The following is a 15,295-nucleotide window of genomic DNA, read 5'->3' on the forward strand; positions in this document are numbered from 1 at the left end:
TAAATAGTATAGATGATAAATGCAATACTGTTAAATCAAAGTCCTAACGGCAGTGCTGATTACTTACTCCTTGTAATACTTGTTATTTTAGCGTTATTATCACCTGCAATAATTTGTATAACAGTTGGCTTATTTTTACGTAAAAAGAAACCCAAAACAGCCAAAACACTTTTTATTATAGCGGGTATATACTTGGTTGTTGGTATTGGACTATGTAGCGTTCCTAGTTTTTAAACATAAAAAAAGCGGAAATTCTTAATTGAATTTCCGCTTTAACAAATTTATAGTTGTTAGCTAGTGTTATTGCTTATTCATTAGAAGCCATTAATGCAAAAAACTTATCTATGTTAGGTAAGATTACAATACGTGTTCTTCTGTTTTTAGCTCTATCTTCTTTAGTGTCATTAGATGCTAAAGGAACATAACTACTTCTACCAGATGCAATTAATTTTTCTGGAGCTACATTATATTTAGTTTGTAATTTACGTACAATAGATGTTGCTCTTAATACACTTAAATCCCAGTTATCTGTTACTTTAGGAGTACTAATAGATCTGGAATCTGTGTGTCCTTCTACCATAACTTCAATACTTGGCTCAGAGTTAATAACGTCTGCTAATTTTTGTAAAATAGCATCTGCTTTGTTGCTTACATTGTAGCTAGCAGTGTTAAACAATAACTTATCAGAAATAGAAATCATAACAACTGTATCATCAATATCAATTGCAATATCATCATCTTCATTTAAGCTATTTGTACCAATAGATTTTTTTAAGTTGTGAGACAATGCTAAGTTCATAGAATCTTTAAGTGTTTTTGCACCCATTAATTGTTCTGGACTAACATTTTTTAAAGTCTCGCGCATTTTAGCTTTAACGTTATTACTAATAACTGCACCATCTGCAGAAATTAATTTTGCATCGTTATCTTCTGTTAATGCGTTTATTTTAGAATTATAATCAGCAACTCTTGCTTCTATTTTAGCAAATTTAGCTTCTAACTCTTCCTTTTCTACTGCAGTCTTGGTTAATTGACTTTTAGTTTCACCGTGAGCCTGTTGTAATTCTACATATTTCTTTTTAGAAACACATGATCCCAATAAAACTACTGCAGCTAGTGCTAATGATATTTTCTTCATAATTTTTGTTTTGTTCTAAGGTAGATACGTGCATAAGATTGAATTAGATTTTTTATTTTAAAAATTATTATCTTAAACACTGATAATAAAGTAGTTAAAAAGTAATTTTTTTAACAAATGAAACCACTATATTTAAAAACATTACGTTAAAACAATATAAAAACAACATTAAAAAAGAAGAAGTTGCTTATTTTATAAACCTTAGAAGTAAAAATTGTAATTAATTTTAGATGTGCTTTAAACTTAGACCCTTATAACCTGTAAAATATAAACTATATTTGCAGCTACTTTAGTACTACATATGAAGAATATTCGAAATTTTTGCATTATTGCACACATAGATCACGGTAAAAGTACCTTAGCAGATAGACTATTAGACTATACTGGTTCTGTAACAGATCGTGAAAAACAAGATCAACTTTTAGATAGTATGGACTTGGAGCGAGAACGTGGTATTACCATAAAATCGCACGCCATACAAATGGACTTTGAATACAAAGGAGAAAAATTTATTTTAAATTTAATAGATACTCCTGGCCACGTAGATTTTAGTTACGAGGTGTCTAGATCTATTGCTGCTTGTGAAGGTGCTTTGTTAATTGTAGATGCTGCACAAAGTATACAAGCACAAACTATATCTAACTTATATCTTGCTTTAGAAAACGATTTAGAAATAATTCCGGTTCTTAATAAAGTAGATTTACCTAGTGCAAACCCAGAAGAAGTTACAGATGATATTGTAGAACTTTTAGGTTGTGCACCAGAAGACGTAATACACGCAAGTGGTAAAACAGGTTTTGGTGTAGATAATATTTTGGCCGCCGTAATAGAACGTATTCCTGCGCCAGTTGGTAATGTAGACGAACCTTTACAAGCCTTAGTGTTTGACTCTGTTTACAACCCTTTTAGAGGTGTAGAAACCTATTTTAGAGTTATTAATGGTGAAATAAAAAAGGGACAAAAAATAAAATTTGTTGCTACAGATAAAAGCTACTTTGCAGATGAAGTTGGTACCTTAAAGCTAAACCAAGTTATTAAACAAAGTGTAAAAGCTGGTGATGTAGGGTATTTAATTACGGGTATTAAAGATGCTCGTGAAGTTAAAGTTGGTGATACCATTACAGACTCTGCAAACCCAACCAAAAATCCTATTGATGGTTTTGAGGATGTAAAACCTATGGTATTTGCTGGTATTTATCCAGTAGATACAGATGAGTTTGAAGAATTGCGTTCTTCTATGGAAAAATTGCAACTAAATGATGCCTCTTTAGTATTTGCACCAGAAAGTAGTGCTGCACTTGGTTTTGGTTTCCGTTGTGGGTTTTTAGGAATGCTGCATATGGAGATTATACAAGAACGTTTGGAGCGCGAGTTTAATATGACCGTTATTACTACGGTACCTAACGTTAGTTACCACGCGTTTACACGTAAAGACCCAGATACTCCTGTAATTGTTAATAACCCTACAGATTTACCAGACCCTTCTAGTATAGACCGTGTAGAGGAACCATATATTAAGGCTACCATAATTACAAAATCAGACTTTGTTGGTAATGTAATGTCTTTATGTATAGAAAAACGAGGACAAATTACAAACCAAACGTATTTAACACCAGAGCGTGTAGAGCTGTCTTTTGATATGCCACTTGCTGAAATTGTTTTTGATTTTTATGACAGATTAAAGACGGTTTCTAAAGGATATGCTTCTTTTGATTATACACCAATTGGTATGCGTACCTCTAAATTAGTACGTGTAGATATTTTATTAAATGCACAACCAGTAGATGCCTTATCTGCCTTAATACACGCAGATAATGCCGTACATATTGGTAAAAAAATGTGTGAAAAATTAAAAGAATTAATTCCAAGACAACAGTTTGATATTCCTATACAAGCTGCCATTGGAGCAAAAATTATTTCTAGAGAAACTACAAAAGCATTACGTAAAGATGTTACTGCAAAATGTTACGGTGGTGATATATCTAGAAAACGTAAACTTTTAGAAAAACAGAAAAAAGGTAAAAAACGTATGCGCCAGGTTGGTAACGTAGAGGTACCACAAGAGGCGTTTATGGCAGTATTAAAACTTAACGATTAATACACCTATTACTTAATATAGATATATAAAAACCTTCATTTAAAAAATGAAGGTTTTTTATTTTATTGCTCTAACCATTTTCTAAATTCTGCTGTGGTAGATGTGCTAGTCATTACTTTTTCTTTTACACCAACCATTTTTAATAATAATCGGTTTTTAAAATGACTTTCTATATTGTCTATAAAATCTATACTTATAATTTGGCTTCGGTTTATTTTAAAAAATTTATTAGGGTGTAATTGTTGGTGTATGGTACCTAAATTTAAAGATATTGTATGCCTTTTCCCTTTTGCATCTGTAGCAACACAAAAATCTCCTGATGCCTCTATGCAACTAATTTCTGAAACACTTAACAACTGTATACCGTTTGCTTTTTTTATTACAAATCTTGTTTTATAGTTGTTATGTTCTTCTTGTAACGCAATTTTAAGGTTTGTAAGTGTTTTGGTAGATAGGGAGTTGTAATCTCCTTTATTAAACAATGCTTGGTATTTTTCTAGCGCCTTTTTAAAATCTAATTGTGTGTATGGCTTTAAAATATAAGCAATGCCATTGGTGTTAAATGCCTGAAAAAGATACTCATCATGCGCAGAGCAAAATATAATTGGGGCATCTATATTAACCTCGTTATACAAATCAAAAGAAACACCATCTAAAAGCTGAATATCAGACAAAATAAAATCATATGTGTTGCTCTTTAAAAATAGCTTACCTTCTGCGTTAGACCTTGCCCAGTCATACACAACCTCATCATTAAAATAGTCTTTAACAAAAGAAACTAGTTTTTGAAAAGCTGGTATTTCATCTTCTAAAATTAAAATTTTCATCTACTTTAATTATCTTCAATTAGTTTAATTACTGGAATAGAAACCGAAAATTCTTTATCAGTACTTATAATAATTACCTCTTTGTCTGATAATAATTTATACCGAGCTTTTAAATTATCTATACCTATACCAAAAGATTCGTTTTTTGGTATAATGTTAGATTTTGTATTGCTTACTTTTAAAGCGTTTTCCTCCACACAAATTACTGTTTTTACACTAATACCTGCCGTAGGCTTGTTGTGCTTTACAACATTCTCTAATAAAGCTTGTATGGCTCCTGTTGGTATAAATTTATCTTCTATAGCTGTGGTTTTTTCAATTTTAAAATCATAATCGTTGCCAAAGCGCGTTTTTATTAAAAACATATAGTTTTCTGCAAGTTGAATTTCTTCAGCCAACTCCATAACCTCTGCATCTTTTGTTTTTATTAAATACCTGTAAATTAATGACAAACGATTTATGTATTCTTTTGCTCTTTGGGTATCACTATCTATTAAAGAATCTAATGTATTTAAGTTGTTAAATAAAAAATGAGGATCTATTTGTGAACGTAATAGTTTAAGCTCGTTTTCTTTTTGTTGTTTTTCAAACTTTAATAATTGGTTTTGCCCTTCGTAGAATTTTTTAGTAAGCAATAATGCAAAAGGAAAAGCGGTTTGTAAACTACCTCTGTCTATCATTTCTATAACAAAATCTAAACCCGTTGGAAACTTACTCCAATCATTATCTCCTGTCCAAAAGCCAACTACATTTTGAATTCCCGTTAAAACAACCAAGATAAGTATACCCAAGAAAGCAAAAAGCACATACTTTTTTTCTTTTACAAACTTTGGTATTAGCCAAAAAACAAACAAGAAAATAATACCACAGATGGTAATTAAATCTACTGGAAAATCTATAAGATATTCCCTAAGCATAGAGTCGTTTTTATAATATTCTCGTCCTTGCAAAGAAAAAGAAATTATAAAATAAACTACCATAAGTAGTATATCTGATTTGTTTATTTTCTTGTTCATTAAACAGTTGGTATGTTAGTTATTATCATCAATTCTGTTTTGTTCTTCTTTGGATGAGTTTTCTCTATTTTTTTGCTTGCCATATCTAGATCCAAAACTGTAGGTTACTCTTAATTGTACGTTTCTTCTAGACTCATTACTCTCTATATCTGCATTTAGGTTGTTGTAATTAATTGTCCCCACAAAACCTCTGTTTAATATTTTATTTAACCCAAAATTTACCTTTAACCTATCATCTAAAAAAGTTTTACCTAAAGAAAAATCTAAACCAACAAACCAATCTACATCCATACCACCATCTAATGCACCAGTACCATAATTTCCACTAATTTCTGCATTAATCTCCCAAGGAAGCTCATAACTTGCTTGTGTAAACCAAATTAAGCTCCATTTATCTAAATTTAAGTTGTCTGGATCAGATTCTAACTTGTTATAATTTACAATAAAACCAGTAAAACCCTCAACACCGTTTATAAAACTTAATGGTCCAAATAATCTAAAATTCCAGTTTTGATTATCTGTTAAATTTATTGTTGTTCTGCTAATTTCTGCGGTTTCTGTGTTTTGTGATACGTATTGAAACATTGCGTCCTTAGTTTCATTATATGCAATAGTAAAAAAAGGCTGCCCATCAAAAGTTAAGTTAAACTGATAATTATTGGTAAAAGCTGGTTTTAAGTTTTCATTACCAACGTCTGATGATAAAGGATCATAATATGTTACAAAAGAGTTTAGTGTACTGTAACTTGGCCTACTAATACGATAACTATAAGCTACATTGGCACTTAAGTTATCATTTAGTTTTTTACTTACAGATGCACTAGGGAATAGTTTAGATATTTTACGTTCTCTACTTTCATTAGTAGTACTAGAGGTACCTTTTGTGTTACTATCTTCAAAACGTAAACCTCCAGAAAAAGACCAATCTCCGCTTGTAATATTTAGTTTAGAATACACCGCAAAAATATTTTCTTCTACTAAAAACCTATTGCTAGCATCTTCATTAAAAACAAATTCTCCGTTTGTATCTTCAGTAAAAGACATTAAATCGCTATCTGTGTCTACATCTGCGTATTTACTACCAAAACTAAGTTTAAAGTTTTCTGTAAACTGCTTAGAGTAGTCTATTTTATATGTTTTTATTTGGTATTCACCGTCTTGCAAATAACGTTGGTTTGTATAAGGTACAGTGCTGCCCTCTAATGAAGATATGGTATTAATATTATCATTAGTATAGTCTACAAAATTAAAATCTGCTGTTAGTTTTTGTGTTTCTGTTTTATACTCGTAATATGGATTAACATTAAATACTGTTTGGTCTCTGTTAAAACTATTTTGAGACAGTAAATAATCTGTAGTATTAGCGGTAGTAATTATGTTGCTACTTTTAGAGTTCCGGTCAGAGTCTGTAGTAATGTTTCTAACACCAACACCAATACTGTGCTTATCTGTAATGTAATAATCTAAACTAGCACTAGCCCTTATACTTTGCGGGTTATAAGGTTCTATTGTAGCTTGGTCATATGTAGCGTCTTCTACGGTTCTTTTAATAAACAAATCTTCTCTCCAGGTAGGACTAGAATATCCTGCACTGGCTTGCCAGTTTAGTTTGTTTTTATAACTGGCGATAGATGCACTTGTACCATACTCTACGCCTTCATCTTCACCAACCCAACCAACTACGGTACCGTGTGTACCAAGTTTTACATTTTTCTTTAAAATAATATTTAAAATTGGTCCAGACCCAGCAGCATCAAACTCGGCTCCTGGCTGTTCTACCATCTCTACTCTGGCTATGTTGTCTGCAGGCATATCACGCAGCAGAGTATTAATATCCATATAGTCTGTGGTTTTACCATTAATTAATATTCTTATATTGTTTTGGCCCGCATAGCTTATACCATTATTACTAACAATTATACCAGGTACACGTTTCATAACATCTTGTAAGTTAGAATTTATCATTTCTGAATTTTCTAAATCTACAATTAGCTTTTCTGCCGTTTGTTTAATTACCGGTCTTTTGCTCTTAACCACAACTTCATTTAATGTTTCTGCTTCTTCCTGCAGGTTAAAATCTAAGGTAATATCGGTAGTTAATTCAAATACATTAGATGTTTTAGTTTTAAAACCAAGCATAGAAACTTCTAAATAATAACTTCCGTTTTTTATATTATTAAATGTATAAACGCCTTGCTTGTTTGATATTGTACCAGTTACAACCTCTTTATTGGCTTGTTGATATAAAATAACATTGGCATACTCTAAGGGTGTATTATTTTCTGTAATAAGGCCAGAAACTTTGTTTTGTGCTTGGGTAGCTAATATACCCAGGACTAAAATAAAAATAGTTTTTGTAAAGGTTTTCATGACTGTTGATTATGATTGATACCATAAATGTATAGTAACTAATATATTACAGAAACTATTTTCTGATAAATTGGGATAAAATAAGGTTAAAACCTATTTTTTTTATGACCAATTGTAACAGCTAAAAACAAAAAAGGCTCCCTGTTTCAGGAAGCCTTACTTTATAAAATAGTTCTTTTTTATTCTTCTTCTGTAATATCTGCGTGTTTATCTACATCTAACATTTTACCTAAATAAACAAGCTCATACCCTTCTGTAATATCTGTAAAAGACTTACTAAACGATGGTATAATGTGCAACTCACCATCTGGAGATTTTAAAAATATTGGTATTATACTTTCATCTGCCTTGGTAATTTCAATTAAACCTTCATAATGGGTTTGGTCTTTTAGTTTTATTTCATGTATTGTTGGGTACTTACGTGTAGCTTCCATTAGCTTAATAAAATCGTCTGTATGAGAAAATAAACCTTCTTTCGGGTTATTTTGTGGATCGTTCATTTCATCAGAATTAACCAACCTAAATGATCCATTTTCTCCAAATTGTTTTTCAAACTTTTTTACTGCAAAATTATTAATGTCTGAGTTTGCAGTAAGTGCCATAACGTAGCCCATATCATTCAACTCTATATTATCTGTTAATGAGTCTGAGTAAATATTAGCACTAATAGCATCAATACCTAATTTTTTTGCCTTGTTAATGTTAGTTTGGTTATTGTCTATTAACACCACGTGTCTGTTATGTTCTTTTAAATATTGAGCTATTAATCTAGATAATTTTGAGGCACCTATAATTAAAATACCTTCAGACCTTTTTAAGAAAACACCAACAAGTTTAGCAAACATCCTAGCCGTAGTTGCATTAAGTAAAACAGTACCTAATACAATAACAAATACTAAAGGCGTAATATAATCTGCACCCTCTACACCTTTTGTAAAAAGTTTAGATCCAAATAATGACGCAATACCTGCCGCAACAATACCTCTTGGACCTACCCAACTTATAAAAAGCTTTTCTTTTAATTGAAGGTTAGATCCTCTGGTGCTTAAAAATACACCCAATGGCCGTACTATAAATACAATTACAGCAAAAAGTATTAGTGTATTCCAATTAAAAATTAACTCTAAGTCTGCTATGTTAATATTAGCAGAAAGCAATATAAATAATATAGATATTAACAATACACTTAAAGATTCTTTAAAGTACAGTAACTCTTTAATATTAGGCAGATCTGTATTACCCATTACCATACCCATAACTACTACGGCTAATAATCCAGATTCATGTGCAAAAACATCAGACATTACAAAAACAAGTAATACTGTAGATAAAGACACCACATTAAGTAAATAATGTGGTATAAAATTACGTTTTACAGCTGCTGTTAAACCGTGTGCAAAAGTAAAACCAAATGTGGTACCAAATAACAGTATTTTTCCAAACTCTATTAGTGCGGTAAATGTAAAGTCTCCACCGCCGCCTACACTAATAAACTCATAAACTAAAACGGCAACTAAAGCTCCAATAGGATCTATTAAAATACCTTCCCATTTAAGTACTGCAGAAATATCTTTTTTTAAAGGTATGTTTCTTAAAATTGGAGTTATTACAGTAGGACCCGTTACAATAATTAATCCTGAGAATAAAAAGGATATAGACCAACTTAAACCAAGAATATAATGTGCAGCAACACCTGCGCCTAAAAATGTAACTAAAGAACCTATTGTTATTAATTTGGAAATTACTGGCCCTACATTTTTAATTTCAGATCGTTTTAAGGTTAAACCACCTTCAAACAAAATAATACTAATAGCCAATGAAACAAAATAATACAAACTTTCTCCTGGAAAAAGCCCAGTTTTACCGTTCCAAATTGGCTCTATAATTTTGCTATTATCTTCAGTAAAAAAAGTGGCTATTGGCCCTACCATTAGGCCTATTAAAATTAATGGTAAAATGGCTGGTAGTTTTAACCTCCAGGCAAACCATTGGGCAATTATTCCTAATATTATAATTCCGGCTAACTCTAGCATAATTCATTTTTTTTGAAAAATAGTATTTTAATTTTAAAAAGCAATTTTAACTCAAAATAACTTTTGTTATATAATTGTACTATCTTGGGCTAAATTTAGCCTATGGTTTATAAAAATCGTCCTTTTAAAACGATTCTTTTTGGATTTGCATTCTCCCCAAAATTAGAGATAAATATTTTGGAGACTATCAGAATAGCTCATTTTTTTAAGGCTAAATTAATTTTACTTCATGTTGGAACTAAAACAGAAGATAAAGAGGCTAAAATTGCATCTTTTTTAAATAAAACAGAGTACCAAAATTTAGACATTGAAGTTAAATGGCAAAAAGGTGACCCCATTACCATTATTACCACGGCTTGTAAAACTAGTAACATAGACTTGTTAATTATTGGAGCTTTACAAAAAGAAAAAATATATCAGTTTTATGTAGGTTCTATTGCGCGTAAACTAACACGTAAGGTTTGTTGTTCTGTATTGTTACTTATAAAACCGTCTAAAGAACGTGTGCCTTGCAAAAACATTGTTGTTAATGGGCTAGATGCACCAAATACCCCACTTACTATAAACTCTGCTTTTTATATTGCCAACGCCCTTGGTGCTCCGCAGCTAACAATTGTAGAAGAAATTTTACAAAAAAATATACAAGTAAGTGTACAGGATGATAAAACATTAAAAAAAGTAAATATTGTTAAAGAGCGATTAAAACACCGAGAAGAACAAAGGGTTAGAGAAATTGTAAAAGAAATTCCTGATGCTTGTAAAGAAGGAATAAAAGTAAAAAACCAAGGTATTTTTGGCAAAAGAGGTTATTCTATTGGCCATTATGCAGAAATTGTTAGGGCAGATTTATTGGTAATGAATGCTCCGTCTAAAACAAGATTTTTAGACCGTATTTTTCCCCATGATTTAGAATACATTTTGTCTGATTTACCAACAGATTTATTTATAATACGTAACCAATTTGACTCTAAAAAATAATAAAACCAAAACGTTTGTAAGCGCACTACCAAAGAATATTTTTTCTGGTTTTGTAGTATCATTAATAGCATTACCATTAGGGTTAGGATTAGCACTTGCCAGTGAAGCACCTCCAATTTCTGGAGTTATAGCTGCAATTGTTGGTGGTTTTATAGTTTCTATTTTAGGTGGTTCTAATGTTACTATTACTGGTCCGGGTAATGGTATGGTAATTGTTTTATTAAGTGCCATTTATACCTTAGGTAATGGAGATTTGTACCAAGGTTACCTGTGTACACTTGCCGCCATTATTGTATCTGGCTTGGTAATGATAATACTTGGTTTTTTAAAAATGGGTCGTCTGGCAGATTTTTTTCCTGCCTCTGCCATAGAGGGTATGCTTGCCGCAATTGGTATAGGAATCCTCTCTAAACAATTTCATATAATGCTAGGTAATAATGGTGCTAATGGCTCTATAGTATCATTACTAAAACAGTTTCCGGCAGGAATACAAAATTTATGGATTACCACAGATATTAGCGTTTTAATTGCTGCTGCAATTGGTATTATTAGTTTGCTAATTATGGTTTTTTATGCAAAAATTAGAAATAAGTATTTTCAATTAATACCTGCTCCTATGTGGATTATTGTACTTGTTGTAGGACTTAGTTATTTGTTGACTAGTTTAGATATTAATTATCCGTTAACCAAAGATTTTCTAGTAAAAATACCAAAAGATGTTACTTCTAATTTAGCTTTTCCAGATTTTTCAAAAGTATACCAGCTTAATTTTATAATAGCTGTTTTTTCTATCACATTAATTGCAAGTATAGAATCTTTACTAAGTATAAAAGCGGTAGATAAGTTAGACCCTTTAAACAGGCGCTCTAATGTTAATAGAGACTTAAAAGCCTTAGGTGTAGCCTCTATTGCTAGTGGTTTTTTAGGTGGTATAAATGTTGTAACTGTTATAGCACGTAGCTCTGTAAATGTTAATAACGGCGCAACAAATAGGTCTGCCAATTTTTTTCAAGCATTTTTTTTAGCAGCATTTGTACTTCTTTTTCAAGAACAACTACGTAAAATTCCTTTAGCTGCACTTGCTGCAATACTATTTTATACGGGCTATAAACTTGCTACACCAAAAACATTACAAAAAATTGCTAAAATTGGTAAAGAGCAAATAATAATATTTTTAGTTACTCTTTTAACAACTTTATTTACCAACTTAATTACGGGTATAAGTGCTGGTATATTGGTTACGTTTGTAATACACATTATACTTAATAAAAGTTTTTCGTTATTTTTTAGCAACTTATTAAAGCCAAATATTTTAATGTATAAAGAGCCAGATGGTGGTAACTTTTACATTAGCATAAAATACTTTTGTAGCTTTTTAAATTTTTACAAGCTAAAAAATAAATTAGATGCTATACAAGAAAACAATACTGTAGTTTTAGATTTTTCTATGTGTAATTTTGTAGACCACACCGTTATGGATGGTTTAGAGGGTTATGCAGATACGTTTAGTAAAAAAGGTGGTAGTATAGAGCTTATAGGACTAGACAAACACGGTACAGACTCTGCACACCCATTTGCAATACGTAAAATTCTTCCGTTTGCAACAAAATTAGCATCTGTAGGTGGTAACCTTACAAAAAGGCAGTTACTATTAAAAAATACTGCTGCAAATTTTACGTGGGATTATATTCCAGAAAAAAATAAAAACGCTGGTTTTTTAACCAATTTTGTTTTCTTTAAAACTAGAGAAATAAGCTATTTTTATAATCAGCTTAAAGCAAAAAACAATAAAGTTGCTCTTATGGATGTAGAGTTTACTGAAGGTGAATTTATAGTAAAAGAAGTAATAAAAACAACTGTTTTACACATAAAATTAGATAGAGAAGTACCTGTTTTTACGTTAGACAAAGAAGGACTAATAAAATACTTGTATAGTTTAGCTGGTTTTAAAGAGTTAAACGTAGATAATCATCCAGATTTTAACCAAAGGTTTTACTTAAGTGGAGAAAAACCTAAACAAATTCAACAACTATTTACAAATGAGCTTATTTTATTTTTAGAAAGTAACCCTTATTACCATATAGAGTGTAATGGCTCTTCACTTTTAATTATTAAAAAAGAACGTTTATTAAGTGTACAAGAAGTTAAAGCAATGTTGTATTTTGGCAAACAATTGCATAAAATTTTACAATAATGTTAACATAATTTAGCGCATTATAAACATTTTAGTTTACCTAATTTTGTAAATATGAAGATTTACCCAATAGAAACAGGCAATTTTAAGTTAGATGGCGGTGCAATGTTTGGCGTTGTTCCTAAAGCTATATGGACAAGAACTAACCCGGCAGATGCTAACAATATGATAGATATTGCTGGCCGTTGCTTATTAATAGAAGACGGTAACAGACTTATACTTATAGATACTGGTATGGGTAACAAACAATCTGATAAGTTTTTTGGCTATTACTATATGTGGGGAGACCATACCTTAGATAATTCATTAAAAAAATTAGGTTTTAGTAAGGATGATATTACAGACGTTTTTTTAACACACTTACATTTTGACCATTCTGGTGGCTGCGCCGTTTGGAACAAAGATCGTACAGGTTTTGAAGTTGCCTTTAAAAATGCAACATTTTGGACTAATGAAAACCATTGGAATTGGGCAACAAAACCTAATGCACGTGAAAAAGCATCGTTTTTAACAGAAAACATAATGCCAATGCAACAAAGCGGACAATTAAAATTTTTAAAGCCAAATCAGCATCAATTTGAAGCCAAATCTGAATTAGGTTTTGGTATTTTTTATGCAGACGGACATACAGAAAAACAAATGATTCCGCACATACAATACAAAGGAAAAACCCTAGTTTTTATGGCAGATTTACTACCAACAGTTGGGCACTTACCTCTACCCTACGTTATGGGTTTTGATACTAGACCTCTGTTAACATTGTCTGAAAAAGAAGTGTTTTTAAACTCTGCAGCAGATCATAATTATTATTTGGTATTAGAACATGATGCACATAATGAAATTTGCACTGTAAAGCACACAGAAAAAGGAGTTAGACTTAATGAAACATTTACATTTAATGAGCTTTTTAACTAAGCTTGTAATCCACCATACTCCAACATTTATCAATAAATTACTAAATTCATCAAAATAATAAATACACAAATTAAATTAACATAATATGAATATCAGACTATCAAAATCTGTTTTAAGCCTATCAGCAGTTGCTTTAATAATGGCTAGCTGTGGCTCTGCACCCACCTTAATTTCTACTCCTGTAGAAAATATAGATGCTTTACCTTTAAAAGTATCGGAACTTACAGAGCAACAAAAGCAAAACTGGGGTCACGCAGATCTTGCTACAGACACTATACCAGGTATGAGTGTAGACAAAGCCTACAAAGAGCTTATTGGCAATAAAAAAGGAACTAAAGTTATTGTAGCTGTTATGGACTCTGGAATGGATTTAAATCATGAAGATCTTAAAAATGTTCTATGGACTAATAAAAAAGAAATTCCTGGTAATAATATAGATGATGATAATAACGGTTTTATTGATGATGTTCATGGATATAACTTTTTAGGAGATTCTTATAATGAACAATTAGAAAGTGCTAGAATTGTAAGATTAGGTCTTGGCGATGCTGCATTACAAGCTAAAGCTAAAGCAGAAGTAGAAGCAGACTATGCTGAAGCTTTAGCTGGCAAACAAAGATATGAGCAAATTTTACAAGCTGTAAAAAATGCAGATGAAGCTGTAAAAAAAGAACTAGGTAAAGACAGTTATACAAAACAAGATTTAGCCAGTATAACTGCAAAAGATGAAACTATGCAACGCAACTTGGCTGTATTAAACCAAATGTATTCTTTTAGTAGCTCAATCCCTGAAGCTATAAAAAATATTACCGGTGGTATTACTTACTTTACAGACCAAGTAAATTACAACTTAAACAAAGATTTTAACGGTAGAGAACCTGTTGGTGACAATCCTTATGACATTACAGACACTAAATATGGTAATGGTAACCCAATTAACACTGTAGATACAGAAAGCCATGGTACACACGTTGCCGGTATTATTGCAGCAGAGCGTAATAATGGTAAAGGTGCTAACGGTGTTGCTAATAATGTAGAGTTAATGAGCATTAGAACTGTACCTAATGGTGATGAATACGATAAGGATATTGCTTTAGGTATACGTTATGCAGTAGATAATGGAGCTAAAGTTATAAACGCAAGTTTTGGTAAAGCTTATTCACCAAAAGCAGAATGGGTTTATGAGGCTTTAAAATATGCTGCAGAAAAAGATGTGCTTTTTGTACATGCTGCAGGTAATGATGGTGCTAATTTAGACGATTATGAAAACCACCCTAATTACCCAAATGACCAAATAAAAAATGGTGCAGAATTTGTAGATAACGTAATAACAGTTGGTGCTTTAGCTAACAAATACGGATCTACAATGCTTGCAGATTTCTCTAACTACGGTAAAATTAATGTAGATGTTTTTGCTCCGGGTGCAGAAATTTACTCTACAATGCCAGGTAGTAAATATGAGTATATGGGAGGAACATCTATGGCTTCTCCAGGTGTTGCTGGTGTTGCTGCAGTTATAAGATCACAATACCCTAAATTAACAGCTGCACAGGTTAAAAAAATAATCATGCAGTCTGGTATAGCAATTAAAACTAAAGTTGTTCTTGGCGGTGATCCATCAAACAACAATACATTAGCTAATATATCTACATCAGGTAAAATGGTAAATTTATATAACGCACTTTTATTAGCTGAAAGCGTTTCTAAAGGACAAGTAAAACTATAA

General features: G+C 31.4%; 11 protein-coding genes. 6 read left to right on the forward strand and 5 right to left on the reverse strand.

Going from position 1 to position 15,295, the window contains the following annotated elements; all coding sequences use genetic code 11:
* Positions 1-12 precede the first annotated feature (12 nt).
* Positions 13-234: a hypothetical protein gene (locus PBN93_RS06355; protein WP_077404331.1), complete on the forward strand. Its 222-nt coding sequence runs from the start codon at positions 13-15 to the stop codon at positions 232-234.
* Between the two features lie 73 nt (positions 235-307).
* Here PBN93_RS06355 and PBN93_RS06360 read toward each other — a convergent pair whose 3' ends face one another.
* Positions 308-1,138 carry an OmpA/MotB family protein gene (locus PBN93_RS06360; RefSeq protein WP_077404334.1) on the reverse strand — a complete coding sequence of 277 codons (831 nt, stop codon included), beginning with the start codon at positions 1,136-1,138 and terminating at the stop codon, positions 308-310.
* Between the two features lie 301 nt (positions 1,139-1,439).
* Between PBN93_RS06360 and lepA the strand changes: the two genes are divergently transcribed.
* Complete coding sequence (lepA, locus tag PBN93_RS06365; RefSeq protein WP_077404337.1) at positions 1,440-3,236, forward strand: translation elongation factor 4; 1,797 nt, start codon at positions 1,440-1,442, stop codon at positions 3,234-3,236.
* Positions 3,237-3,298: 62 nt separating this feature from the next.
* Here lepA and PBN93_RS06370 read toward each other — a convergent pair whose 3' ends face one another.
* The 4 genes from PBN93_RS06370 to PBN93_RS06385 form a co-directional block, all read right to left on the reverse strand.
* The gene (locus tag PBN93_RS06370; RefSeq protein WP_077404340.1) at positions 3,299-4,063 is read right to left on the reverse strand and encodes a LytR/AlgR family response regulator transcription factor; all 765 of its coding nucleotides are present in this window, start codon (positions 4,061-4,063) and stop codon (positions 3,299-3,301) included.
* A gap of 5 nt (positions 4,064-4,068) precedes the next feature.
* On the reverse strand, positions 4,069-5,079 hold the full coding sequence (locus PBN93_RS06375) for a sensor histidine kinase (RefSeq protein WP_271081703.1): 1,011 nt from the start codon (positions 5,077-5,079) through the stop codon (positions 4,069-4,071).
* A 15-nt stretch (positions 5,080-5,094) separates the two neighbouring features.
* Positions 5,095-7,449 (reverse strand): outer membrane beta-barrel family protein, encoded by a 2,355-nt coding sequence (locus tag PBN93_RS06380; RefSeq protein WP_271081704.1) that lies wholly within the window; start codon positions 7,447-7,449, stop codon positions 5,095-5,097.
* 179 nt (positions 7,450-7,628) lie between these two features.
* Entirely contained in the window at positions 7,629-9,482 is a 1,854-nt protein-coding gene (locus tag PBN93_RS06385; protein WP_077404349.1) for a cation:proton antiporter, read from the reverse strand.
* A 102-nt stretch (positions 9,483-9,584) separates the two neighbouring features.
* Here PBN93_RS06385 and PBN93_RS06390 point away from each other — a divergent pair, with 102 nt between their 5' ends.
* From PBN93_RS06390 to PBN93_RS06405, 4 genes are all read left to right on the forward strand, one after another.
* Positions 9,585-10,460: a universal stress protein gene (locus PBN93_RS06390; protein WP_077404352.1), complete on the forward strand. Its 876-nt coding sequence runs from the start codon at positions 9,585-9,587 to the stop codon at positions 10,458-10,460.
* Positions 10,444-12,654 carry a SulP family inorganic anion transporter gene (locus tag PBN93_RS06395; protein ID WP_271081705.1) on the forward strand — a complete coding sequence of 737 codons (2,211 nt, stop codon included), beginning with the start codon at positions 10,444-10,446 and terminating at the stop codon, positions 12,652-12,654. The genes PBN93_RS06390 and PBN93_RS06395 overlap by 17 nt, the downstream gene beginning before the upstream one ends.
* 54 nt (positions 12,655-12,708) lie before the next feature.
* Positions 12,709-13,569 (forward strand): MBL fold metallo-hydrolase, encoded by an 861-nt coding sequence (locus PBN93_RS06400; RefSeq protein WP_077404358.1) that lies wholly within the window; start codon positions 12,709-12,711, stop codon positions 13,567-13,569.
* A gap of 85 nt (positions 13,570-13,654) precedes the next feature.
* On the forward strand, positions 13,655-15,295 hold the full coding sequence (locus PBN93_RS06405) for a S8 family peptidase (protein WP_077404361.1): 1,641 nt from the start codon (positions 13,655-13,657) through the stop codon (positions 15,293-15,295).

The sequence above is a fragment of the Cellulophaga omnivescoria genome, from assembly GCF_027915275.1.
GTDB lineage: Bacteria > Bacteroidota > Bacteroidia > Flavobacteriales > Flavobacteriaceae > Cellulophaga > Cellulophaga omnivescoria.

Coding starts and splice junctions, on each gene's coding strand:
- lepA (WP_077404337.1), top strand. CDS start 1,440: ATGAAGAATATTCGAAATTTTTGCATTATTGCACACATAGATCACGGT.
- PBN93_RS06375 (WP_271081703.1), bottom strand. CDS start 5,079: ATGAACAAGAAAATAAACAAATCAGATATACTACTTATGGTAGTTTAT.
- PBN93_RS06370 (WP_077404340.1), bottom strand. CDS start 4,063: ATGAAAATTTTAATTTTAGAAGATGAAATACCAGCTTTTCAAAAACTA.
- PBN93_RS06400 (WP_077404358.1), top strand. CDS start 12,709: ATGAAGATTTACCCAATAGAAACAGGCAATTTTAAGTTAGATGGCGGT.
- PBN93_RS06355 (WP_077404331.1), top strand. CDS start 13: ATGATAAATGCAATACTGTTAAATCAAAGTCCTAACGGCAGTGCTGAT.
- PBN93_RS06380 (WP_271081704.1), bottom strand. CDS start 7,449: ATGAAAACCTTTACAAAAACTATTTTTATTTTAGTCCTGGGTATATTA.
- PBN93_RS06405 (WP_077404361.1), top strand. CDS start 13,655: ATGAATATCAGACTATCAAAATCTGTTTTAAGCCTATCAGCAGTTGCT.
- PBN93_RS06360 (WP_077404334.1), bottom strand. CDS start 1,138: ATGAAGAAAATATCATTAGCACTAGCTGCAGTAGTTTTATTGGGATCA.
- PBN93_RS06385 (WP_077404349.1), bottom strand. CDS start 9,482: ATGCTAGAGTTAGCCGGAATTATAATATTAGGAATAATTGCCCAATGG.
- PBN93_RS06390 (WP_077404352.1), top strand. CDS start 9,585: ATGGTTTATAAAAATCGTCCTTTTAAAACGATTCTTTTTGGATTTGCA.